Annotated in this window: 16 protein-coding genes and 1 pseudogene; 12 read left to right on the top strand and 5 right to left on the bottom strand. The window is 63.4% G+C overall.

Translation table 11 applies throughout. The features are described from left to right. The first annotated feature begins 144 nt into the window (after positions 1–144). From JWQ90_RS13240 to JWQ90_RS13230, 3 genes are all read left to right on the top strand, one after another. On the top strand, positions 145–849 hold the full coding sequence (locus JWQ90_RS13240) for a TetR/AcrR family transcriptional regulator (RefSeq protein ID WP_299694727.1): 705 nt from the start codon (positions 145–147) through the stop codon (positions 847–849). Between the two features lie 237 nt (positions 850–1,086). Then, on the top strand, positions 1,087–2,277 hold the full coding sequence (locus JWQ90_RS13235; protein WP_299694724.1) for an aromatic ring-hydroxylating dioxygenase subunit alpha: 1,191 nt from the start codon (positions 1,087–1,089) through the stop codon (positions 2,275–2,277). Positions 2,278–2,402: 125 nt separating this feature from the next. Next, the gene (locus tag JWQ90_RS13230; protein WP_299694721.1) at positions 2,403–3,980 is read left to right on the top strand and encodes a GMC family oxidoreductase N-terminal domain-containing protein; all 1,578 of its coding nucleotides are present in this window, start codon (positions 2,403–2,405) and stop codon (positions 3,978–3,980) included. 18 nt (positions 3,981–3,998) lie between these two features. Here JWQ90_RS13230 and JWQ90_RS13225 read toward each other — a convergent pair whose 3' ends face one another. Beyond that, positions 3,999–4,637 (bottom strand): glutathione S-transferase family protein, encoded by a 639-nt coding sequence (locus tag JWQ90_RS13225; RefSeq protein ID WP_299694718.1) that lies wholly within the window; start codon positions 4,635–4,637, stop codon positions 3,999–4,001. 190 nt (positions 4,638–4,827) lie between these two features. Between JWQ90_RS13225 and JWQ90_RS13220 the strand changes: the two genes are divergently transcribed. From JWQ90_RS13220 to JWQ90_RS13200, 5 genes are read left to right on the top strand one after another with little or no spacing between them, the layout of a single operon-like run. Beyond that, positions 4,828–5,256, top strand: coding sequence for a zinc ribbon domain-containing protein (locus JWQ90_RS13220; RefSeq protein WP_299694715.1), 429 nt, complete (start codon positions 4,828–4,830; stop codon positions 5,254–5,256). Beyond that, entirely contained in the window at positions 5,253–6,419 is a 1,167-nt protein-coding gene (locus tag JWQ90_RS13215; RefSeq protein ID WP_299694712.1) for a hypothetical protein, read from the top strand. The genes JWQ90_RS13220 and JWQ90_RS13215 overlap by 4 nt, the downstream gene beginning before the upstream one ends. Further along, positions 6,419–7,291: a crotonase/enoyl-CoA hydratase family protein gene (locus tag JWQ90_RS13210; protein ID WP_299694710.1), complete on the top strand. Its 873-nt coding sequence runs from the start codon at positions 6,419–6,421 to the stop codon at positions 7,289–7,291. Before JWQ90_RS13215 ends, JWQ90_RS13210 begins: the two co-directional genes overlap by 1 nt. A 49-nt stretch (positions 7,292–7,340) precedes the next feature. Then, positions 7,341–8,849, top strand: coding sequence for an AMP-binding protein (locus JWQ90_RS13205; RefSeq protein ID WP_299694707.1), 1,509 nt, complete (start codon positions 7,341–7,343; stop codon positions 8,847–8,849). Beyond that, positions 8,846–9,616 carry an enoyl-CoA hydratase/isomerase family protein gene (locus JWQ90_RS13200; RefSeq protein WP_299694704.1) on the top strand — a complete coding sequence of 257 codons (771 nt, stop codon included), beginning with the start codon at positions 8,846–8,848 and terminating at the stop codon, positions 9,614–9,616. Before JWQ90_RS13205 ends, JWQ90_RS13200 begins: the two co-directional genes overlap by 4 nt. 54 nt (positions 9,617–9,670) lie before the next feature. On the opposite strand, the gene JWQ90_RS13195 is transcribed toward JWQ90_RS13200, so the two are convergent. From JWQ90_RS13195 to JWQ90_RS13185, 3 genes are read right to left on the bottom strand one after another with little or no spacing between them, the layout of a single operon-like run. Further along, positions 9,671–10,837 carry an aromatic ring-hydroxylating dioxygenase subunit alpha gene (locus JWQ90_RS13195; protein ID WP_299694701.1) on the bottom strand — a complete coding sequence of 389 codons (1,167 nt, stop codon included), beginning with the start codon at positions 10,835–10,837 and terminating at the stop codon, positions 9,671–9,673. A gap of 24 nt (positions 10,838–10,861) precedes the next feature. Next, a complete protein-coding gene (locus tag JWQ90_RS13190; RefSeq protein WP_299694698.1) occupies positions 10,862–12,415 on the bottom strand; it encodes an AMP-binding protein in 1,554 nt (517 codons plus the stop codon). Between the two features lie 39 nt (positions 12,416–12,454). Next, complete coding sequence (locus JWQ90_RS13185) at positions 12,455–14,080, bottom strand: GMC family oxidoreductase N-terminal domain-containing protein (RefSeq protein ID WP_299694695.1); 1,626 nt, start codon at positions 14,078–14,080, stop codon at positions 12,455–12,457. A 339-nt stretch (positions 14,081–14,419) separates the two neighbouring features. Here JWQ90_RS13185 and JWQ90_RS13180 point away from each other — a divergent pair, with 339 nt between their 5' ends. Continuing rightward, on the top strand, positions 14,420–15,487 hold the full coding sequence (locus JWQ90_RS13180; RefSeq protein ID WP_299694692.1) for an AraC family transcriptional regulator: 1,068 nt from the start codon (positions 14,420–14,422) through the stop codon (positions 15,485–15,487). Between the two features lie 4 nt (positions 15,488–15,491). After that, the gene (locus tag JWQ90_RS13175; protein WP_299694689.1) at positions 15,492–17,042 is read left to right on the top strand and encodes a long-chain fatty acid--CoA ligase; all 1,551 of its coding nucleotides are present in this window, start codon (positions 15,492–15,494) and stop codon (positions 17,040–17,042) included. Positions 17,043–17,065: 23 nt separating this feature from the next. Here the strand turns inward: JWQ90_RS13175 and JWQ90_RS13170 are convergent, their stop codons facing one another. After that, on the bottom strand, positions 17,066–17,830 hold the full coding sequence (locus JWQ90_RS13170; RefSeq protein ID WP_299694686.1) for a 3-hydroxyacyl-CoA dehydrogenase: 765 nt from the start codon (positions 17,828–17,830) through the stop codon (positions 17,066–17,068). A gap of 225 nt (positions 17,831–18,055) precedes the next feature. Between JWQ90_RS13170 and JWQ90_RS13165 the strand changes: the two are divergent. Together JWQ90_RS13165 and JWQ90_RS13155 are read left to right on the top strand one after the other, a co-directional pair. After that, positions 18,056–19,286: pseudogene (locus JWQ90_RS13165) on the top strand (acetyl-CoA C-acetyltransferase). Positions 19,287–19,320: 34 nt separating this feature from the next. Further along, a complete protein-coding gene (locus tag JWQ90_RS13155; RefSeq protein ID WP_299694677.1) occupies positions 19,321–20,745 on the top strand; it encodes an aldehyde dehydrogenase family protein in 1,425 nt (474 codons plus the stop codon). Positions 20,746–20,774: the final 29 nt, after the last annotated feature.

The following is a 20,774-nucleotide window of genomic DNA, read 5'->3' as shown; positions in this document are numbered from 1 at the left end:
AAGAGGCAAGTTTAGTCGGACTAATTTGGCGGGGCCGCGCTGGCTGCATCCGCTTGCATCCCGTAATGTTCAAGTTTACTCATCCATTCGCCTTGGCTGCCGGCTGCGCCGGAGCGCCGACGGCATCGCCAGGAGTGCTGGGTTTTGGGTCGACCTGTCAAACCGCTGATATCGCGTGAGCGTGCCGCGCGCGCTGCGCTGGGCGTGATCGATGTGCATGGGCTCGATGCACTGAGCCTGGAGATGGTGGCGAGCCGACTTGGCGTCAAGGCGCCGTCGCTGTACTACCACTTCAAGCACAAGGCCGAACTACTGGAGGAAGTGGCGAGACTGATCCTGCTTGACGTGAAGGCCCCAGACCCGAAGACCCTCGACTGGAAAGAGGCAATGGTCGAGCTGTCGGTTGCGACCCGGCGCTCGATCCTTGCGCATCCGAATGCCGCTCTGCTTCTGCTGCAATTCTTCCCGCGCCATACGCTGCTGGCAGCCTACGATTACTGGCTCGCGCCCTCTCCATTGCCGCCGGAACTTCACCTGGTGATGCTTGAAGGCACCGAGAAGCTGACTTTCGGCGCCGCTTTGTTCGAAGCCGCGTATCGTGCACGTTCGATCGAACCGATGCCCCTGTTCGATCGCACCAAGCTGCCGCATCTGGCCGCTGCGATGCGCGCCAACCTGCTTGGCGAGGAAGAGCTGTTCATGGCCACGCTGCGCAGCTTCCTGATCGGGCTTGAAACCGTTGCAGCATCGATGACAGCAGCGACTGCGAAGGCGAAACCCGCCGGTACCGCAAAGAAGATGTCCAAGGTCGTCGCCACAAAGAAGAAGCCGGTAAAGCGCAAGGCGTAATCGCGCGCTTCGACCGCGGGTGGTTCATGTAGGCGTGTAGGTTGGGGTGAGCGCAGCGAACCCCAAGGTTTGTCCCGCGCCGATGTTGGGGTTCGCTGCGCTCACCCCAACCTACTCGGGTCTATCCATCTTTGGAGATGTGTAAATACCTATGCCTGCCCGGCTGTCGGTGTTGCCGATTGACCACGCCCGCGTCGATTGCAATAATCTAATGACACAAGGTAAATGGAGCTGGCCGTGGTCGACGACGCTGTGATGGGCATGGCCGAGCGGCGCCGGGCTTCGGCCGGTCAGTTCGACGCAGCGGTGCTGCTCAGCGAAATGGACGCCGGCGCGATCGATGCCTGCACCAGTTATGTCAGCGCCGAGGCTTATCTGAGCCCGCAGTTGTTCGCACAGGAAAAATCGCGAATCTTCGGCAAGCTGCCCATCGCGGTCGCCTCGGCCAAGGAGCTGCCTCAGCCGGGCTCGTACCTGAGCATTGATATTGCCGGCCTCGCCGTGGTGCTGACGCGCAACAAGGCCGGCGAAGTCAAGGCGTTTCTGAATGCTTGCAGCCATCGCGGTGCTCGGCTCGCCGAGCCGGGTGCGAGCGAATGCGCTCTGAAGATCAGCTGCCCGTATCACGCCTGGACCTACAACCTGGACGGCAAGCTGATCGGCGTGCCGCGCCAGGAGCTGTTCACCGATTTCGACAAGGCCGCTTACAGCCTGAAAGCACTGCCGTGTCGCGAAGCCGGGGGCCTGGTATGGGTATCGCTGGACCCGGACGTCGCAGTCGACGACGACAGCATCGGCCGCGAGCTGATCGGCGATTTCGACGCGATTGGCCTGGGCGACATGCGTATTTTCCGGGCACAGAATTTCGAGGTCGCCGCCAACTGGAAGCTCATCGAGGATGCATTTCTCGAGGGCTATCATGTGATCCGCCTGCATGCGAAGACGCTGGCGCGTTTCTTCGTCGACGCGCCGCAGTCGATCGAGCGTATCGGACGGCATCTGCGGCAAAGCTCCGGCAGCCGCCGCGGTTTCAACCGAGCCGATGTCAGCCCGGTCTGGGACGAGCTGCGCAAGTCGGTGGTTTACGCGTACATCGCCTTTCCGAATGTTGTCGTCGTCACCAGTCCAGCCTACGTCAGTCTGATGTTCACCTCGCCGGTGTCGGCGGACCGCACCTATATCCGCTACATGATGATGGTTGACGGCAAGGGCGACGTGCCCGAGCAGGAGAGCTTGTACGAACGCTCTTATGCGCTGATGTCAGAAGCTTTCGGCAACGAGGATTTCAGGGCCGCGGAACTGAGCCAGAAAGGCCTGGAGACCGGTGCGTTGAAGGCACTGACGCTCGGCGGAATGGAGCAGGGCGTGCGCCGCTTTCACGACATCATCGAAGAGTTTGTACACGCCGAAGGTGCCACGTCGCGCTAGCGGCGCGATGCGCGGCGTGCCGCCATCCCGGCGCGCAGAAAAATCAATACCAGCCGCAACGGATCGACGAAATCCCGGCGGCAAACGCGGCACGAGGAGAGCGCGTCATCAAGACTTTCGATTATGTGATCGTCGGCGCCGGCGCGGCCGGCTGTGTGCTGGCTTATCGGTTGTCAGAGGACCCGAAAAACTCCGTGGCGCTGATCGAGGCCGGCGCGAGTCACCGGCATCCTTTCATCGACATGCCGAAAGGGCTGGGCAAGATTTTGCAAAGCCCCAAGTTCACCTGGCCGTTCCCGACCGAGCCCGAGGATGGCACGGCCGGTGAAGTCGAGTACTGGCTACGCGGTAAGGTGCTGGGTGGATCGACCTCGGTCAACGGCATGATGTACGTGCGCGGCCAGCCGGCCGACTTTGACGAGATTGCGGCTCGCAGCAGCGACGACTGGTCGTGGCAGCACATCGGTGCCGCCTATGCGGCGCTGGAATCGCATGAACTTGGCGCCGCGGAAACGCGCGGCGCCAAGGGTCCGCTGCGCGTATCGATGCCGGTGATGAAGGACAGGCTCAGCGAGGCGATGATCGCCGCGGGTGAGGCAATGGGCCTGCCGCGCAAGCTGGATGTCAACGCGCCCGACAACGGCCCCGCTGTCGGCTACGCTCCACGCACGATCTACAAGGGCCGGCGCGAAAGCGCGGCGACCGCGTTCATCGATCCGATCCGCAAGCGCCCGAACCTGACCATCATCACCAATGCAATGGTCGATCGCGTGCTGTTCGACGGCAAGCGAGCGACGTCGGTGCTGGCCAGCGTCGACGATGCGTCGCAGACGTTTGCGGCGAAGCGCGAGATCATCATTGCCGGTGGCGCGCTGGCTTCGCCGACGATCCTGCAGCGCTCCGGGATCGGCCCTGCCGATCTGCTGAAGCAGCACGGTATCAGCGTCGTACACGACAGTCCGCAGGTCGGCCAGAACCTGATAGAGCATCGCGCCCTCCTGATGCAGTGGAAGCTGCGCGAGCCGCTGTCGCAGAACCTGCACTTCAGCGGCCTGAGATTGCTGGGTGTTACCGCCCAATACTTCATGAAAAGGACGGGGATGATGGCGTCCGCTGCCTACGAAGTCGGCGCCTGGTTGAAGTCCCGCCCGGAGTTGCCTCGGCCGGATCTGCAGTTTCTGCTGGCACCTTTCAGCTTCGACTTCGCGTCCAAGCGCACCAAGCTGGAGCCCTTTCACGGCATCCATACGGTTGCCTATCCTCTGCGGCCGACCTCGCGCGGAGAGATCAACATCCGCTCGAAGAATCCGGGCGACATGCCGATCCTGAAGCCGAATTATCACTCGACCGCCGAAGACCGCCGGACGATGATCGATTTGATCAAGGTCGCGCGTCAGTATGCGAATCAGACACCGCTGCGCGCTCTGATCGAAGTCGAGACCTATCCAGGCCCGGCCGCGACGACCGATGACGAACTGATCGCCGCTTACGACAAGTTCGGCTCCTGCGGGTTTCACGCTGTGGGCAGTTGTCGCATGGGATCGGATGCGGAGTCGGTGGTCGATCCGGAACTGCGCGTCCGCGGTGTCGACAATCTGCGGGTGATGGATACCTCGATCATCCCGCAGATTCCGTCGGGCAATACCAATGGCCCGACAATGGCGATGGCCTGGCGCGCCGCGGACCTGATCCTGCGCGCCTGAGCGGCGGCGTCGCCAGCTTCAAGCGCTTGCTGGAGCGAACGCCTGCTTCTGCGCGGCCTTGGCCGCTTTGAACGCGGGCCGCTCCTGCAGCCGCTTCCAGTAGTCAAGCACCGTGTCCGGATACTCGCCGTGCAGGCCCAGGGTGCGGCCCAGCAGCAGCGCATAGCCGACGCTGATGTCGGCTGCGGTGAAGCGGTCGGCGCACAGATAATCGTGACCCTGCAGCGCCTTGGCGACCAGTTGCAGGCGATCCAGATGCACGGCCCTCTGGTCCGCAACGACGGCGGGTTGGCGGCGCGCCTCCGGCTCGGTATAGGCGTAGCGGAACATCGTGCCCAGTGGCACCGTCAGCGTCGCCTCGCCGAAATGCAGCCAGTTGAGCCAGCCCGCGTAGGCGGCATCGGCCGACGACACCGCGAGTTGATCCGGGGCGTAGCGCACCGCCAGGTACTGCAGGATCGCCGAGGACTCAAACATCACCGCGTCCTCGTCGAGCAGCAGCGGCACCGTGCCGGCCGGATTGATCTTCAGGTACTCCGGCGCGGTCAGCTTGGGCGGATACTGCAGCGGCTTCAGCGTATAAGGCTGCTGAATTTCTTCCAGCATCCACAGACAGCGGAACGATCTTGCGTCCTGGCAATGATAGAGCTCGATCACGACATCTCCTCGGTGATGTTTCTGTGCGTGCTTGAGCGTCAGGGATTCACATTTTCAATGGACCTGGACAGCGCTCATCGCTACTATTATCTACGAACATTAGGCTGACTGTCAGTCAGCGCGAACGACTGCCATACTGCTGACTGGTAATCGTCGGAAGAAATCACGAGAACCAACCGAGGAGAAGCGGATGGAGAGCGCGACGCGTCCCACCACCGGCGCCGACGGGCCGTACTGGCAGGCAATGGCTGCGGGCCGCCTGGAATTGCCTCGGTGCGAGGATTGCGGCCGCTGGCATTGGCCGGCGGTGTTTCGCTGCGGCAGCTGCGGGAGCTGGTCGCAGGCCTGGCATTCACTGGCGATGCAGGGTCAGGTTTTCAGCTATGCACGAAGCTGGCACCCGTTTGCCGGCGCCGAGGGCATTGCGGTTCCCTACGTGTCCCTGGTGGTCGAGCTGCCGCAGGCCGGAGGCCGTCGCGTGCTCGGCCTACTGCGTGGTGACGAAAGAGACCTCGCGATTGGCGCCGAAGTGAAGGGTATCGCGGCCTCCACCCTGGTTGGCGAAACGCCGATTCCGGCGATGCACTGGTTTCTGAACAATGCGGAGCGCGGCGCATGATCGGAACCTTCTCAGGCTCCACCGCGGTTGCCGGTATCGGCCTGCGTCAGTACAAGCGCGGCAAGGCGCCGATGCCCGAGCGCGGCGTGTTGATACGCGCGATCGTCGATGCCTGCGAGGATGCGGGCCTGGATCCGGCTGACGTCGATGGCTTCGTCTCCTACGGCGACGATCGCAACAACGAGCCGGTGCGGCTGATGTCCGACCTGGGCACCAAGGAACTGTGCTGGTCGAGCATGATCTGGGGCGGCGGAGGCGGCGGTATCGCCGCTGCCTTTGGTTCCGCTGCGGCGGCGATTGCGACCGGGCAGGCGAGGGCGGTGATCATCTTTCGCACGCTGGTGCAGGGTGACAGTGGCCGTCTTTCCGGTGCGGTAATGGCGCATCACATGAACGATCATCTGCTCGCGGCCGGCATCGTCTCGCCAGCACAGCCTTGTGCGCTGCGCGCGCAGCGCATGTTCGAGCATCACCACGTGCCGCTGTCGGTTGCCGAGGAACTGGTGCGCGCGTCCTACTATCACGGCGCACGCAATCCCAATGCGGTCAGCTATGGCAAGGAACTCGATCTCGGGGCCTATCGCAGCGCGCGCTGGATCACCGAGCCCTTCCGTCTGTTCGACTGCTCGCGCGAGAACGATGGCGCCGGCGCGCTGCTGATGGTGTCCAGCGAAATGGCGAAAGACCTGAAGAACAAGCCCGTGTACTTGTTGGGTGTGACCCAGGGTGCGGGCCGCGGATGGGGTGATCTGCTCGAGAACGACGACCACTATGCTTCGGCCGGCTTCGAATCGGTTGCGCGACGGCTGTGGCAGCAGAGCGGCCTGCAGCCGAACGATATCGATGTGGCGCAGCTCTATGAGAATTTCAGCGCGCAGGGTGTTGCGTCGCTGATCGATCACGGTTTCTGCACCTACGAGAATGTCGCCGAGTTCGTGCGCTTCGAAAACCTGATCGCGCCGGGCGGCAAGCTGCCGGTCAATACTTCGGGCGGCAATCTGGCCGAGGGTTTCATTCATGGCATCGGCATGGCGATCGAGGCGGTACGTCAGCTGCGCGGCGAATCCAGCAATCCGGTGCCGAATGCAAAAACCTGCCTGCTCGCCGGTGGCCCCGGTGCGCCGACGGTGAGTTCGGCGATCTTTGGAACGGAGCGACCCTGATGCGTAGTTATGAAATGGTGAAATATGAGGTCGTGGATCGTATCGCGACTTTGACATTGAATCGCCCGAAGCTGCTCAACGCATTCAATGTGCCGATGATGCATGAGCTGATCGATGCCTTCGATCGCATCGATGCCGACGACGAAGTGCGCGCCGTGGTGGTGACCGGTGAAGGCCGCGGCTTCTGTGCCGGAGCCGATCTGTCGGGCGGCACCAGCGCCTTCGTCGTCGAAAACGGCAGCGGTGCTGCACCGGACTACTCCAGCGACAAGGCGCGCGATGGCGGCGGCCGTCTGACGTTGCGGATTTTCGAGTGCCTGAAGCCGGTGATCGGCGCAATCAACGGGCCGGCCGTCGGTATCGGCGCGACCATGAGCCTGCCGATGGATGTGCGCCTGTGCAGTGATAGCGCGCGCTTCGGCTTCGTGTTCGCGCGGCGCGGGATCGTGCCCGAAGCGGCATCGTCGTACTTTCTGCCTAGGCTGGTCGGTATCTCGCGCGCATTGCAATGGTGCTGCAGCGGCCGTGTGTTCGGCGCCGAGGAAGCCTTGCAGGGCGGCCTGGTCCAGGCGGTGTATCCGGCGGCCGAGCTGCTGCCGGCCGCCTACGCGATGGCGCGTGAGATGACCGAGCATTCGTCGCCGGTGTCGGTAGCGCTGACCCGGCAGATGATGTGGCGCGGCCTCGGCATGGATCATCCCATGCAGGCGCATCGCATCGACAGCCGCGGCGTGCTGGCGCGCAGTGCCAGCGGCGACGCGGCCGAAGGCGTCAACTCGTTTCTGGAGAAGCGTCCGGCCCAGTTTCCGGACAAGGTCTCGGAAGACATGCCCGATTTTTTCCCGTGGTGGGAAGAAGTTCAGTACCGCTAGCGTGCGCCGACACTGTTCCACAGCGGGTTCCGGCTAAAGGAGTTAGAAGATGGCAGCGACGATCAGCAGCGCCCTGAAATGGTGGGCCCAGGAAATTCCCGATAACGAGGCGGTGCGCATAGGCGATGCCTCGATCCGTTACGCGGACCTTGACCGCTGGGCAAGCAACATCGCCAGTTTCCTGGTCGGGAAAGGCATCAACCGGGGCGATCGCATCGGCGTCATGGGCGCCAGCTCGATCGAGCAGTGCGCGCTGATGTTCGGTGTGATACGCGCCGGTGCCATCGTGTCCCCGTTGAGCACCAGACTATCTGAGCGCGAGATCTGCGAGTTCTACCAGCACGTCACGCCACGCATCGTTTTCATGGACGAGGATCAGCTCGGCAAGCATGCCGGCCTGGCCGATGTCGTCGGCTGGCGGCTGGCACTGCAGAGCATCAACGCGCTGCGCGATGCCCGCTATGTCGCCACTGACTGGGAAATGGACCCGGAAGATGCGGTCGGCATCATCGCCACCAGCGGCTCGACTGCGCGCCCGAAAGGCGTGGTCTTCACTCACCGCTCCATGCTCAGCTACGCCGCCGAATTCGCGATTGAAGAACCTTTCACCGGCCCGGGCTCGCACGCGCTGGCACTGTCTCCGCTAAGCACCTCGGGCGGTTTCGTGCAACTGATCGAGTTCGTATCGCTGGGTGCGACGATCTACTTCGAGGCTGGCTTCGACGCGGAGCGCGCACTGAAGCTGCTGGAATGCGAGAAGATCGCGGTGTTCCAAGGGGTGCCGCTGTTCTTTGAACGCATTGCGGCCTGCCCGGGTTTTGCGACCGCGGATCTGTCGCGCCTGAAGTTCACCAGCGTCGGCGGCTCGCGCGTGCCGGCCTCGCTGCTCGATACCTGGCTGAAGAAGGGCTGCCTGCTGCGGCAGATCTATGGCCAGACCGAGGCTGGCGGCTCGTCGACGATCATGAGCAAGCGTGACGCGGTCAAGCACCCCGAGAAGGCGGGGCGCGGCGGCATCTTCACCGAAGTGCGCGTGATCAACGAGCAGGGGGAGTTTCTCGGGCCGAATGAACTGGGGCAGATTGTGCTGCGTGGCCCAACGATCATGAAAGGCTACTGGAACGATCCCGAGGCGACCGCCAAGACCATCGTCAACGGCTGGCTCAGGACCGGAGATCTCGGCAGTGTCGACGAGAATGGTTACCTGAGCTTCGTCGATCGCATGAAGGACATCATTATCTCGGGCGGATTGAATATTTCCGCCGCCGAAGTCGAAAGGGCGATTGCAGAGTTCGAAGGTGTGCTGGAGACCGCGGTGATCGGTGCGGCGGACGCCAAGTTCGGTGAAACGCCGCTGGCTATCGTCCATGCGACCGGAGTATTCGATACCGCAGCACTGGTCGCGCACTGCAATCGGTGCCTGGCCGATTTCAAGGTGCCGCGCTATGTCGTCATCGAACTGGAGCCGCTGCCGCGGCTGGCGACCGGCAAGATCGCCAAACCCGCGCTGAGGAGCAAGTACCTGCCATTGGTGGCGTCGATGGAGCGCGTTCGATGACTGCGGCGACGTCTACGACGGAGCCGGGGCTGCTGATACAGCGGCCGGCCGATGGCGTTGCGCTTGTGCTGATCAATCGCCCGGCCGCGCGCAATGCGCTGGACATCGCGACCCAGCAGCAGTTGGACGAGGCGCTGCGTGGCCTGGCGGCCGACGAGAACGTACGCGCGATCGTCATCACCGGTGCCGGCGATCAATCCTTCAGCGCCGGCTACGACCTGAAGGAAATGCAGCACTTCGACACCGAAGCGCTGATGCTGGCGCAGTTGCGGCGTGAGCCGTGGATCTGGGCGATAGCGCAGTATCCCAAGCCGCTGATCGGTGCGATCAACGGCCACGCCCACGGCGCTGGCGCGATTATCGCTGCAGCACTCGACATCCGTGTCGGCTGCAGCCGCAGCGATTTTCGTTTCACCGCGATCAACTACGGCGGCGCCAACAACACCTGGCAGCTACCGAAGGTCGTAGGCCTGGCCAAGGCCAAGGAATTCATCATGACCGGCCGCAACATCGGGCCGACCGAGGCACTGCAGGCAGGCCTGCTGAATCACGTCGTCGCCGACGATCAGCTGCTGGCCAAAGCGGTCGAGATCGCCGCGCTGATCGCCGCGCATTCGTCGGAAGCGCTTTATCACGTAAAGGCGCTGATGCACGACAACTTTGGTCGCGGCTACGAGGAGGCCTATCGCGCGGAGAATGCGGTGATGATGAATGAACTCAAGCCGGCGCCGCCGGCGCAGTCGTTCGAGAAGTTTCTGAAGAAGTAGCTCGCGCGATGACGGAGCGGCGGGCGGCGGGCCGCGACCCGCCACCGAAAAACATCAGGCGCTCATGTAGTCACGATATGCCAGGTGAAACAGCTGGTTGGTGACCTCGTTGCGCCCCAGGCAGACACTGCCGGCGTTGGGTGTGGCCGAGGAGGCCTGGATCGAATTGCCGACCGGCACGTCCTCGTTGATGATCGCGTCGGTCGCGATTTTCCAGTTCTTCTCGAGAATTCCGGTGATGCGCTCGTCATAGTCGCCGCTCGGCGTCAGATAACGCAGATGCACCCGGCAGGCGGCGGTGTTGTTCGGGTCCTGGTATACGGTCCAGAACTCGATGTGGTGTGGATGCATCACCATCACCGCATTGGGCACGAACAGATTGCCGATGATCGCGAACTTGTCGAGCGAGTTTTCGCCCGGTGGCTCATGCATGATCTTTTCCATCGCCCGGCGCGGGTTGCCCCATAGCGCGTTGCGACCCAGAATTTCGATGCCCATCATGTTCGGATAGAAGTACGGACTGATGGTTTTGCCATGCAGAAACTGCACGTGATAGCCATCAATCAGGCCATCCATCATCACTTTCCAGTTCTGCGGGAAATCGAACACATGGGTCTTGTAGTGGAACCACTGGTCGAGTCCGTACTCGGCCAGCGCCTGGTCCATGCCGTCGCCCAGGTGCGCCCTGACGTCGATTGCGCCCTTCGGATCTTCGACGATCCAGATGAAGCCGTGCCGCTCCTCCACTGGCAGCGCGACCAAGCCCCGTTCCAGGCCTTGCTCATCGCCGGGCTTGATGCCGAAGGAGTCCTGGAAGCCGATACCGCGCAGCTTGCCGTCGTTGCTGTAGGTCCAGCCATGGTAAGGGCATGTGAAGCGGCTGCGCTCGCCACAGGCGGCGCCGACCAGTTGTGTGCCGCGGTGCCGGCAGATGTTCAGAAACGCACCGACGCTGCCATCCTGCTTGCGCGTCAGCAGCACGTTGCTGGAATTGAGCTGCAAGGTGATGAAGCTGCCGGGCGTTGGAATCTGTGCGGAGTGCGCCGCCATCATCGGCGCTTTCTGAAAAATCTTGTCGCGCTCGCGTTTGGCGGTGTCCGGGCAAGTGTAGATTGCCAGGTCGTATTCGAGCAGGCCGTCGAGACGGTCGGTCGTGGTCTGCTCGATGTGCTGAAACAGCTTGGCGGCGAGCCTGGCGTTGCGTTCTGAGCTGAAGTACATGCGGTGCTCCTGAGAATCGGCTGGTCAGGCCTGTACGGTTCCGGCGGCTTCGGCGGAAAGCCGATCGAACAATTCGTTCAGACCGGTGCGCGCGATCTTGTTCGATGCCGTTTTCGGTAGAGGCTGCGGGCTGAGCCGAATGTGCTTGGGTGCCTTATAGCTGCCGAGCAGTTCGCGCGCCTGCTGCATCACCTCGTGGCTGCTGCTCAGCGTAGGCGCATAGATCATTGCGGCTACCTCCTGGCCCCATTGCGCGCTGGCGATTCCGAGTACGACGACTTCGGCGACACCGGTGATTTGGGCCATCGCCCGCTCGACCTCGGCGGGGTAGATGTTCACGCCGCCGGAGATCAACATGTTTTTCTTGCGATCGACGACGACGATCGCAGCTTCGGCGTCGTACGTCGCCAGATCGCCGGTCTTGTACCACTCGCCGTTGAATGCATCGGCGGTCGCCTCGGGCTTGTTCCAGTAGCGCTTCATCATCTGTGCTCCGCGAGCCTGGACTTCGCCGACTTCACCGGCCTCGACCTTTTCGTTGCGCTCGTTGCGTATCACCAGGTCGATGCCGGGCAGCGCGTGGCCGCAGGAAGACGGTCGGGCGATCGCTGACTCCTTGTCCGGTGCCGACACGCCGCCGCAGGCCTCGGTAAAGCCGTACTGCTGACGTATCGTGATGCCCTTGGCCAGAAAGGTTTCCAGCAGCGGCCGCGGTACCGGTGCACCACCGGTGAATGCGGCATTGATCGTAGACAGATCGGCCTCGGCGAAGCCCGGCGCCAGCGCGACTCTTTCCCACAGCGCGGGTACGCCACCGAAGATCGTGATGCGATGTTCCAGTAGCAGGCGCAACGCGCGGTTCGGATCGACGCTCTTTTCGATCCAGGCGCTGCCACCGATGGTCAGCACCGGCGTCAGCGCCGAAATCACGCCGCCAGTGAAGGCCAGCGGCGCGAGAATCAGCGAGCGCTCTTCGCCGCCGCGCAGACCGAAGCACAGGATAAGCCCTTGCATCGCCGCATCGACATTGCGGTGGGTCAGCGCGGCGCCCTTGGGCAGGCCGGTGGTGCCCGAGGTGTAGCTGATCACCATCACGTCGTCGTCGGACAGCGGTGGATCCACGAACTGCCGGTTCTTGGCAACGATGTCGGCGTAGGCTTCAGAGCGCACGCCGCCGCGCCGGTGATAGAGGCGCGGCTGATCGACATCGTTGCCGGCATCGCTGCGAGTGTCCGCTGTCCCGATCTTGCCGATCTGCGACGGCGTCGACAGGATTGCCGCGCACTGTGCATCGCTTTCGATCAGCTGCAACTCGAAGCTGCCGAACATCGGGTTCAGGGGTACGAAGATCGTACCCAGCCGCAGCGAGGCGCAGTAGCCCACGCACCAGGGCAGCGAGTTGGTCATAAGACAGCCGAAGCGATCGCCAGCCTTCAGGCCGCTGTCGCGTAGATAGGCTGCCAGCGAGGCCGAGGCGCGATCGAGCTCGGCCCAGCTCAGTGTGTCGTTTTCACAGGCCAGTGCCAGCTTGCTGCCGTTGCGGCGGAACCAGAAATTGAGGTAGCGCGCGAAATGCATCGTGAACTCCGTGTTTAAGCGTTCGATCGTCGCGCGGCGCTAGCGGCGCGCGACGCGGGAAATCATGTCGGCGCCGCGTTCTCCGATCATGATCGCCGCGGCATTGGTGTTGGCGCTGGTGATGCTCGGAATCACCGAGGCATCGATCACGCGCAGGCCGTCGATGCCATGCACTTTCAGCGTTGCCGGATCGACCACCGCCATGTCATCGCGGCCCATGCGACAGGTGCCGACCGGGTGGTATGCCGGCGCTGCCTTGTTGCGTACGTAGTCGGCCCAGGCCGCATCGTCGGCCGGCGGCGACGCCGGTGCGCGGTCGGCGATGACGATACGGCGCAGCGCCGGCGTATCGAATAGCTTCGCAATCAACTTCTGGCCGCCGACCAGCGTTGCGACGTCGCGCTCGTCGTCGAAGAATCGATGCAGAATCTTCGGCCGGCGCTGAGCGTCGAGTTCGACGCGGCCACGACTGCGTGGCTGGCAGATGGTCGCGTTGATCGTCACCGTCGGCTCTTTCGGCATTAACGCGCTGGCGGTGGAGACAGTATCCGCAGCGATGTCGTAGGCCAGCGGCAGGAAATGCAACTGCACGTCGGGCTCGTCGAGTTCGGGGCGGGTGCGCGCCAGCCCCATGGCCTGTACCGCCGGCGCGCCGAGCGGGCCTTTCTTGCCGGCGGCGAAGCGCAGCAGATGACGGATCATGTCGAAGGCGCCTAGCTCGGAATTCAAGGTCGGCAGATTCACGAATTTGTTCTGACCGACACTGGCGTGTTCCTGCAGGTTCCGGCCGACGCCGGGCAGATCGCGGACGACGTCGACACCCACCTTCCGCAGGGTTTCGCCAGCGCCGATGCCGGAGCGCATCAGCAGCGCGCAGCTGCCGACCGTCCCTGAGCTGACGATGACTTCGGCGCGTGCCTCAATCCGCTGCTTGAGACCACGACTGACAACATCGACCCCAATCGCGCGGCTGCCGTCGAAATGAATGCGCTCGACTTCGGTATGGGTCAGCACACGCAAATTCGGTCGCTTGCGCGCGGGGCGCAAAAACGCCTTCTCGGTGCTGCAGCGCCATCCGTCGCGCTGCGAAGCGGAGGTCAGATACACGCCCTCCATATCGCCGCCGTGGTAATCGGCCAATGTCGGCAGGCCATGTTCATTGCAAGCCTGCATGAAGGTATGGCACAGCGGGTGAAAATCCTGCATCGGCGCCGTCGACAGCGGTCCTCCCTGGCCGTGGGCCGGATGAGGAGGGCCTGCCCAGTCTTCCGAGCGGCGGAACCAGGGCAGCACCTCGTCGAAGCTCCAGCCGTTGGCGCCCAGCTCGACCCAGCGGTCGTAGTCACGGCGCGTGCCACGGATGTACACCTGGCCATTGATCGAGCTGCCGCCGCCGAGCAATTTGCCGGCGGACCAGATGAAGCGCCGGCCATTGATTGTCGGATCGGCCTCCTGCAGGTAGCGCCAGTCGTAACCCGGATGCGATACCAGCTTGGCGAAGCCCACCGGCAGCTGCACCAGCAGCGACTTGGCCTCACCGCCAGCCTCGATCAGCGTGACCGACACGGTAGGGTCTTCAGTGAGCCGGTAGGCGAGCACTGCCCCGGCGCTGCCGGCGCCGACGATGACGTAGTCCGCACTGCCTCCGTTTTGCAGCACCGTCATGGCGAGGTCCGGGCATCGGCGGGCACGGACAACTCGGATGTTGCTGCTGGACTCACGGTTCTCGCTCCGGTGCAGGCGGTTCGTGCCGGCTGCTTGATCACATCAATGATACAAATAATGTAATTTGTATCTCTTCGAGGAATGTAGCTCAGACCCGCCGGCTGATCAAGCTGCAATCGGACAATATCCGGGATGCTGCCATTGCCGCCTCGCCCTGTTGGCGGTCACGTCAAGTAGTTGTCTTTTAGGGTGTCGGCATTACATATTGTGGAACGTGTAGCGTGCCGGGCGGTCGCAGCCGATCGGATAAAGCGCGAATCAAGCGGTGCGGAGAATCCTATGTGGCAATTGAGCAATATCGGTAGTCAGCATGGCCGCGTTCCCGTCCGTTTCGTCCGCTGCGTGGTCGCCCGGAGCGCTGAGCACGGCATCGATGCGGACATGCTGCTGCATAGCAGCGGCATTGATCCTGCACTGCTCCACGCTGCCGATGCCCGCGTGCCAGTGGCCAGCTACGCGCGCCTGGAGATGCTGACAATGCAGACGATGCGCGACGAGTCGCTGGGCTACGCGCCGCGAGTGCACAGGCTCGGCGGCTGGTCCACGGCTTGTTATGCGGCGCTGCATCCGGGCACGCTGGGTCAGTCCCTGGGCCGTCTGCTTCGCTGCTACTCGCTGTTCGACTGGGGCCAGGAAATGCGCCTCGACATCGACGGCATGGGCGCCTGCATCAGCATGCAAGCCGACACCGGAGCGGCTTATCAGGCGTTTGCCTATGAGCGCAGCCTGTCGACGATCTACCGTCTGGCCTGCTGGCTGCTCGACGAGGACCTGCCGCTGAAGAGCGTCGAGTTCCAGCATGCGTCACCGTCGGCTGTCGATGATTATCGATGGCTGTTCGCCAGTGGCAGCCTTTTGTTCGATCGGCCGCGCACGCTGATGCGCTTCGATCGCCTGCTGCTCGACAAGCCGATCCGCCAGGATCACCGCAGCCTCGACGCGCTGCTGCACGACGCGCCTCTGAACCTGCTGAAGCCACAGCGCGCCACTGCGGACTGGACCACGCGCCTGCGCGAACGCGTTGCACGCAACCTGCCGCAGTTGCCCGAATTCGACGATGTCGCCGGGCAGCTCGAACTGCATCCGCAGACGCTGCGCCGTCGGCTCGCTACCGAAGGCATTACCTATAAGCAGATCAAGGACCAGGTGCGGCGCGATGCGGCCGAATACTATCTGCGGCAGCGCTCGCATTCGATCGAAGAAGTCGCGTTCCGCTGCGGTTTTTCCGAGGCCAGCGCGCTGATACGCGCGTTCAAACGCTGGAACGGCATGACACCGCACGCCTACGCCGAAATGCGGCCGCGACGTCGCGAAAACCAGCCCGTCGGCATGCCCTTGTCGGCGTAGCGCCGTGCAGCTGACCCAGTCGCTGCACAAGGCGTTGCGCGAGTGCCCGGCTTCGCTGGCCACGATTTGTGGCGAGCGGCGCCACACCTACGCGCAACTGGCCGATCGCGTCGCGCGGCTCGCCGCGGTGCTGCAGAGGGTCGGCGTTCGCCGAGGCGATCGGGTCGGCATGCTCGGCCTGAACTCCGACCGCTATATCGAATTCCTGTTCGGCAGCCTGTGGGCCGGCGCCGTCCTCAACCCGGTCAATCATCGCTGGAGTGCGGCCGAAATCACATATTCTCTGGATGACTGCGATTGCAAAGTGCTGCTGATCGATGATGCCTTCGTCGGCCTCGCGCCAATGCTGCGCGAGCGTTCGAAAGCGCTGGTGACGCTGATCCACGTCGGAGACATGGCGACACCGGACGGCATGCTCGACTACGAAAGCCAGCTCGCGTCCGCGCAGCCGGTCGCGGATGCGCAGCGGCAGGGCAGTGACCTGGCGGCCGTGCTGTACACCGGCGGCACTACCGGCCAGCCCAAGGGCGTGATGCTGAGCCACGACAATCTGGCGCTCGATGCGCTGGCGACGCTGGCAGCCGCTCCGCGGCCCTCCCGATCGGTGGCCCTGCACGTGGCGCCGCTGTTTCATGTCGGCGGCCTGTGCTTTGTGCTTCAGTTGGCGTTGCGTCTGTCATGTCACGTGCTGCTGCCGGGCTTCGACGCGGCCAGAACGCTGGCCACGATCGAGCGCGAAAAGATCGGTGAGAGCTTCATGGTGCCGACGATGATCAGCCTGCTGCTGAATCATCCGGATTTTCCCATGCGCGATTTAAGCAGCCTGGGAACTCTTATGTACGGCGCGGCGCCGATCGACCGAGCACTGCTGGAGCAGGCGCTGCGCCTGCTGCCGCTGACCCAGCTGGTGCAGGCCTATGGCCAGACCGAGGCCTCGCCGGTGGTGACGATACTGCCCGGTGCATACCACTGCCTGGACGGAGCGCTCGCTAGCAAACTTGGTGCGGCCGGGCGACCGGTGAGTACCGCGGAAATCCGTGTCATCGACGACCGCGGTGCGGAGCGCGGCGTCGGCGAAGTCGGCGAGATCTGCGTGCGTGGGCCGACGATCATGCTCGGCTACTGGAACAAGCCCGAACAGACCGCGAGCGCGCTGCGCGATGGCTGGCTGCATAGCGGCGATGTCGGCTACCTGGACGCCGACGGCTTTCTGTATGTGGTCGACCGCATTAAAGACATGATCATCACCGGCGGCGAGAACGTGTACTCGGGCGAGGTCGAGAATGCGCTGATGCGCCATCCGGCACTGCTGATGTGTGCCGTGATCGGTTTGCCCGATCCAGTCTGGGGCGAGCGTGTGCATGCGGTCGCGGTGCGGCGACCCGGTGCAGACTGTGGCGAGGCCGACCTGATCGTTCATTGCCGCGAGTTGATCGCCGGCTATAAGGCGCCGCGCAGCATCGAATTCCGCGACGAACTGCCCTTGTCCGGCGCCGGCAAGATCCTGAAATACGTATTGCGCGATCAAGCTCGGCAGCAGCGAGGCTCTGTCTGAGCCCGGCTGCTGGCGTCGGCTGATTACTTGGCCTGCATGCGGATGCCGCCGTCGATGCGGATGGTCTCGCCGTTGATGTAGGCGTTCTCGACGATGCAGGTCGCCAGGTGCGCGATTTCGGCAGGCTGGCCGAGACGCTGTGGATTCAGCACCTGCGCCGCCAGCGCGTCGACCACGTTCTGCGGCGAGCCGTTGAACAGCGGCGTGTGGATCAGTCCCGGCGCGATGGTGTTGACGCGGATGTTGTACGAAGCCAGATCGCGTGCAATCGGCAAGGTCATCGCGACGATGCCGCCCTTGGACGCGGAGTAGGCGGCCTGGCCCATCTGGCCTTCATACGCGGCAACCGAGGCGGTGTTGATGATCACGCCACGCTCGCCGTCGACCGGCTGGTTCTTGACCATCTGTTCGGCAGCCAGGCGCAGCACATTGAACGTGCCGACCAGGTTCACCTGGATCACCTTGTTGAATTCTGCCAGCGGGAACGGCCCATTCTTGCCGACGGTCTTGAACGCATTGCCGATACCGGCGTAGTTGATGCAGATATGCAGCGCGCCGAAGCGCTCGACGGTCTGCGCGACCGCAGCCTGCACCGAAGCCTCGTCGGCGACGTTGACCTTGAAGAAAGCCGCGTTCTCGCCTAGCTGTCGGGCGAGGGCGCTACCGGCTTCCTCGTTCATATCGAAAATCGCGACCTTGGCACCCATGCCGGCAAACTTTTCGACCGTGGCCTTGCCCAGGCCGGAGGCGCCGCCGGTAATGATCGCCACGCTGTTTTCGATCTTCATCTTGCTTGCTCTGGTTTGGAATCGCGAATGAGACGCCGAGTCTGATAAGCGCGGCAGGCGCTGACAATGATCGCCGCCGCGCCTGCTATTGACCGCAGATGACAGAGCGGCCGGCCGGAAAAGTCGCCTGAGGTCGATTGTGTTGTCGGCGGGGGTCAGTGCCTGCAGCAGAACGGCGTGGAATACTCGACGACGGGCAGTCCAGCACACCAGACAGGATTCGACATGAGCGAAGCGTGGATCATTGATGCGGCCAGAACGCCGCGTGGCGTCGGGAAAGTGGGTAAGGGCGCCCTCGCGGACGTGCATCCACAGCGCATCCTGTCGACCGTGTTGAAGGCGCTGGCCGAGCGCAACAACTTGAACACCGCCGATGTCGACGACGTGCTCGCCGGCTGCGGCACCCAGGCCGGCAAGCAGGGCTCGTGCATCGCGCGCATGTCGGCGCTGGACGCAGGCTATGACTTCCTCGCGCCGGGCATGTCGCTGGATCGCTTCTGCGGCTCGGGCCTCACCGCGGTCAATCTAGCCGCGATGGGTGTGATGTCCGGCATGCAGCAGCTGGTCGTCGCCGGCGGCGTCGAATCGATGTCGCATGCCTCGACCTTGCAGCCGATCCCGTTCATGGATGTGGGCAACCTCGATCTGCGCAAGCGCATTCCGCAGCCGCACCAGGGCATCTGCGGCGACCTGATTGCAACGCTGGAGGGCTTCAGCCGGGATGATGTCGATCGCCTGGCGCTAGAAAGTCAGCGCCGCGCCGATATCGCGATCCGCGAAGGCCGCTTCAAGCGCGCGCTCATCCCGGTTTACAAGAGCGACGGTACGCTGGCACTGGACCACGATGAGTTCCCGCGCCCGCAGACCACGCTCGAAGGCCTGTCGCAGCTCAAGCCCGCGTTCCAGGCCTTGTACGAGCGCGAGATGGATGAACTTGGCACCACTTATTCCCAGCTGGTGCGCCAGGCTTATCCGGACATCAAGATCAATCATGTACATCACGCCGGCAACAGCTCGGGCGTGGTCGACGGTGCCGGCGCGGTGATCATCGCTTCGCCGGAATACGCCAGGGCACATGGCCTGAAGCCGCGTGCACGCATCCGCTCACTGGCGACGGTCGGTGACAGCCCGACGCTGATGCTGAACGCGCCGGTGCCGGCCGCACGCAAGGCGCTGGCGCTGGCCGGCATGTCGATTCAAGGACATTGACCTGTTCGAGATCAACGAGGCGTTCGCGGTGGTGCCGCTGAAGTTCATGCGCGATCTCGATATCGATCCTGCGATCGTCAACGTCAACGGCGGCGCGATGGCACTGGGTCATCCGATCGGCGCCACCGGCGCGATCATCCTCGGCACCTTGCTCGACGAGATGGAGCGCCGCGACCTGAGCACCGGTCTGGTGACGCTGTGCGCGGCCGGCGGCATGGCACCGGCGACGATCATCGAGCGCATGTAAGCGCAGCAGCGCGGGCTATAGCGGAGCAAGATCCATGGCTGTCGATTTCACTGCGAACTTCACAATGACGATCGACGGCCGCGCTGTCGAAAGTCCGGCCACGTTGCAGATCGTCAATCCGGCGACTGAGGAGGTGATCGCGACGCCGCCGGACGCGACGCGCGAGCAGCTCGATCTCGCGGTGGCCTCGTCGCGGCGCGCCTTCGCCGGCTGGTCCGCGACACCGATCGCGCAGCGTCAGGCCGCCGTCGCATCACTGGCGAAAGCGCTGATTGCGAATATTGACGGTCTGTCGCAACTGCTGACGCGCGAGCAAGGCAAGCCGCTGTCCGCCGCGCGTGCCGAGATCAAGGCTTCGGCTTACTGGCTGGCCGAGTTTGCCAAGATCGATCTGCCGGTGGAGACCATCGAGGATAGCGACACGGCGCTGGTTCAGGTACGCCACGTGCCAGTCGGCGTAGTCGGTGGCATCGTGCCGTGGAATTTTCCGTTGACGCTGGCGATCTGGAAAGTTGCGCCGGCGCTGGTATCGGGCAATACCCTGCTATTGAAGCCTTCGCCGTTTACGCCGCTGACCACGCTGAAGTTCGGCGAGATCGCGCGCGATCTGTTGCCGCCGGGTGTCCTCAACGTGATCAGCGGCGGCGACGCGCTGGGGCCGTGGATGTCTGCGCATGCCGACATCGACAAGATCAGCTTCACCGGCTCGACACCGACCGGCCGCCGCGTGATGGAAAGTGCCTCTAAGAATCTCAAGCGGCTGACCTTGGAACTCGGCGGCAACGATGCGGCAATCGTGATGCCCGACGTCGATGTAGACAAACTCGCGCAAACGCTGTTCTGGGGCGCTTTCGCCAATAGCTCGCAGTTCTGCCTGGCGATCAAGCGGCTCTACGTTCACGAAGCAGTCTACGATCGCTTGGCCGCGGCGTTCGTGAAGATCGGCCAGGCTGTGAAGCTGGGTGACGGCATGGCCGAAGGCACAATGCTCGGGCCGATCCAGAATCGCGTGCAGTACGAGCGGCTCAAGGGTCTGCTCGAAGACTCGAAAACGAACGGGCACCAGTTTCTGCTCGGCGGCGAACTGCCGGCGGGCAAGGGCTACTTCTTCCCGGTGACCCTGATCGACAACCCGCCCGATGATTCGCGCATCGTGCGCGAGGAGCCGTTCGGGCCAATCCTGCCGATGTTGAAATTCAGCAATACCGACGATGCAGTCGCACGGGCTAACGACAGCGAATTCGGCCTGGGCGCCTCGGTCTGGGCCGGCGACTACCAGCAGGGCTTGGCCATCGCCAAGCGTCTGCAGGCCGGCACGGTCTGGGTCAACCAGATTCATGCGCTGTCGCCGCATGTGCCGCTGGCCGGCCATAAGCAGTCCGGTCTGGGAGTCGAGAACGGCGTGCATGGCTTGCTCGAATACACCATGCCGCAGACCTTGTCGGTCAAGAAGATCTAAAGACAGAAGCCGTAGGAGCAGACCCATTC

The organism is Hydrocarboniphaga sp. (genome assembly GCF_028291725.1).
Taxonomy (GTDB): domain Bacteria; phylum Pseudomonadota; class Gammaproteobacteria; order Nevskiales; family Nevskiaceae; genus Hydrocarboniphaga.
The sequence above is the reverse complement of the archived record's forward strand: the minus strand, read 5'-3'. Positions and strand labels throughout refer to the sequence as shown.

Coding starts and splice junctions, on each gene's coding strand:
- JWQ90_RS13220 (WP_299694715.1), top strand. CDS start 4,828: ATGGAGAGCGCGACGCGTCCCACCACCGGCGCCGACGGGCCGTACTGG.
- JWQ90_RS13185 (WP_299694695.1), bottom strand. CDS start 14,080: ATGACGGTGCTGCAAAACGGAGGCAGTGCGGACTACGTCATCGTCGGC.
- JWQ90_RS13195 (WP_299694701.1), bottom strand. CDS start 10,837: ATGTACTTCAGCTCAGAACGCAACGCCAGGCTCGCCGCCAAGCTGTTT.
- JWQ90_RS13210 (WP_299694710.1), top strand. CDS start 6,419: ATGCGTAGTTATGAAATGGTGAAATATGAGGTCGTGGATCGTATCGCG.
- JWQ90_RS13200 (WP_299694704.1), top strand. CDS start 8,846: ATGACTGCGGCGACGTCTACGACGGAGCCGGGGCTGCTGATACAGCGG.
- JWQ90_RS13180 (WP_299694692.1), top strand. CDS start 14,420: ATGTGGCAATTGAGCAATATCGGTAGTCAGCATGGCCGCGTTCCCGTC.
- JWQ90_RS13190 (WP_299694698.1), bottom strand. CDS start 12,415: ATGCATTTCGCGCGCTACCTCAATTTCTGGTTCCGCCGCAACGGCAGC.
- JWQ90_RS13215 (WP_299694712.1), top strand. CDS start 5,253: ATGATCGGAACCTTCTCAGGCTCCACCGCGGTTGCCGGTATCGGCCTG.
- JWQ90_RS13170 (WP_299694686.1), bottom strand. CDS start 17,830: ATGAAGATCGAAAACAGCGTGGCGATCATTACCGGCGGCGCCTCCGGC.
- JWQ90_RS13205 (WP_299694707.1), top strand. CDS start 7,341: ATGGCAGCGACGATCAGCAGCGCCCTGAAATGGTGGGCCCAGGAAATT.
- JWQ90_RS13155 (WP_299694677.1), top strand. CDS start 19,321: ATGGCTGTCGATTTCACTGCGAACTTCACAATGACGATCGACGGCCGC.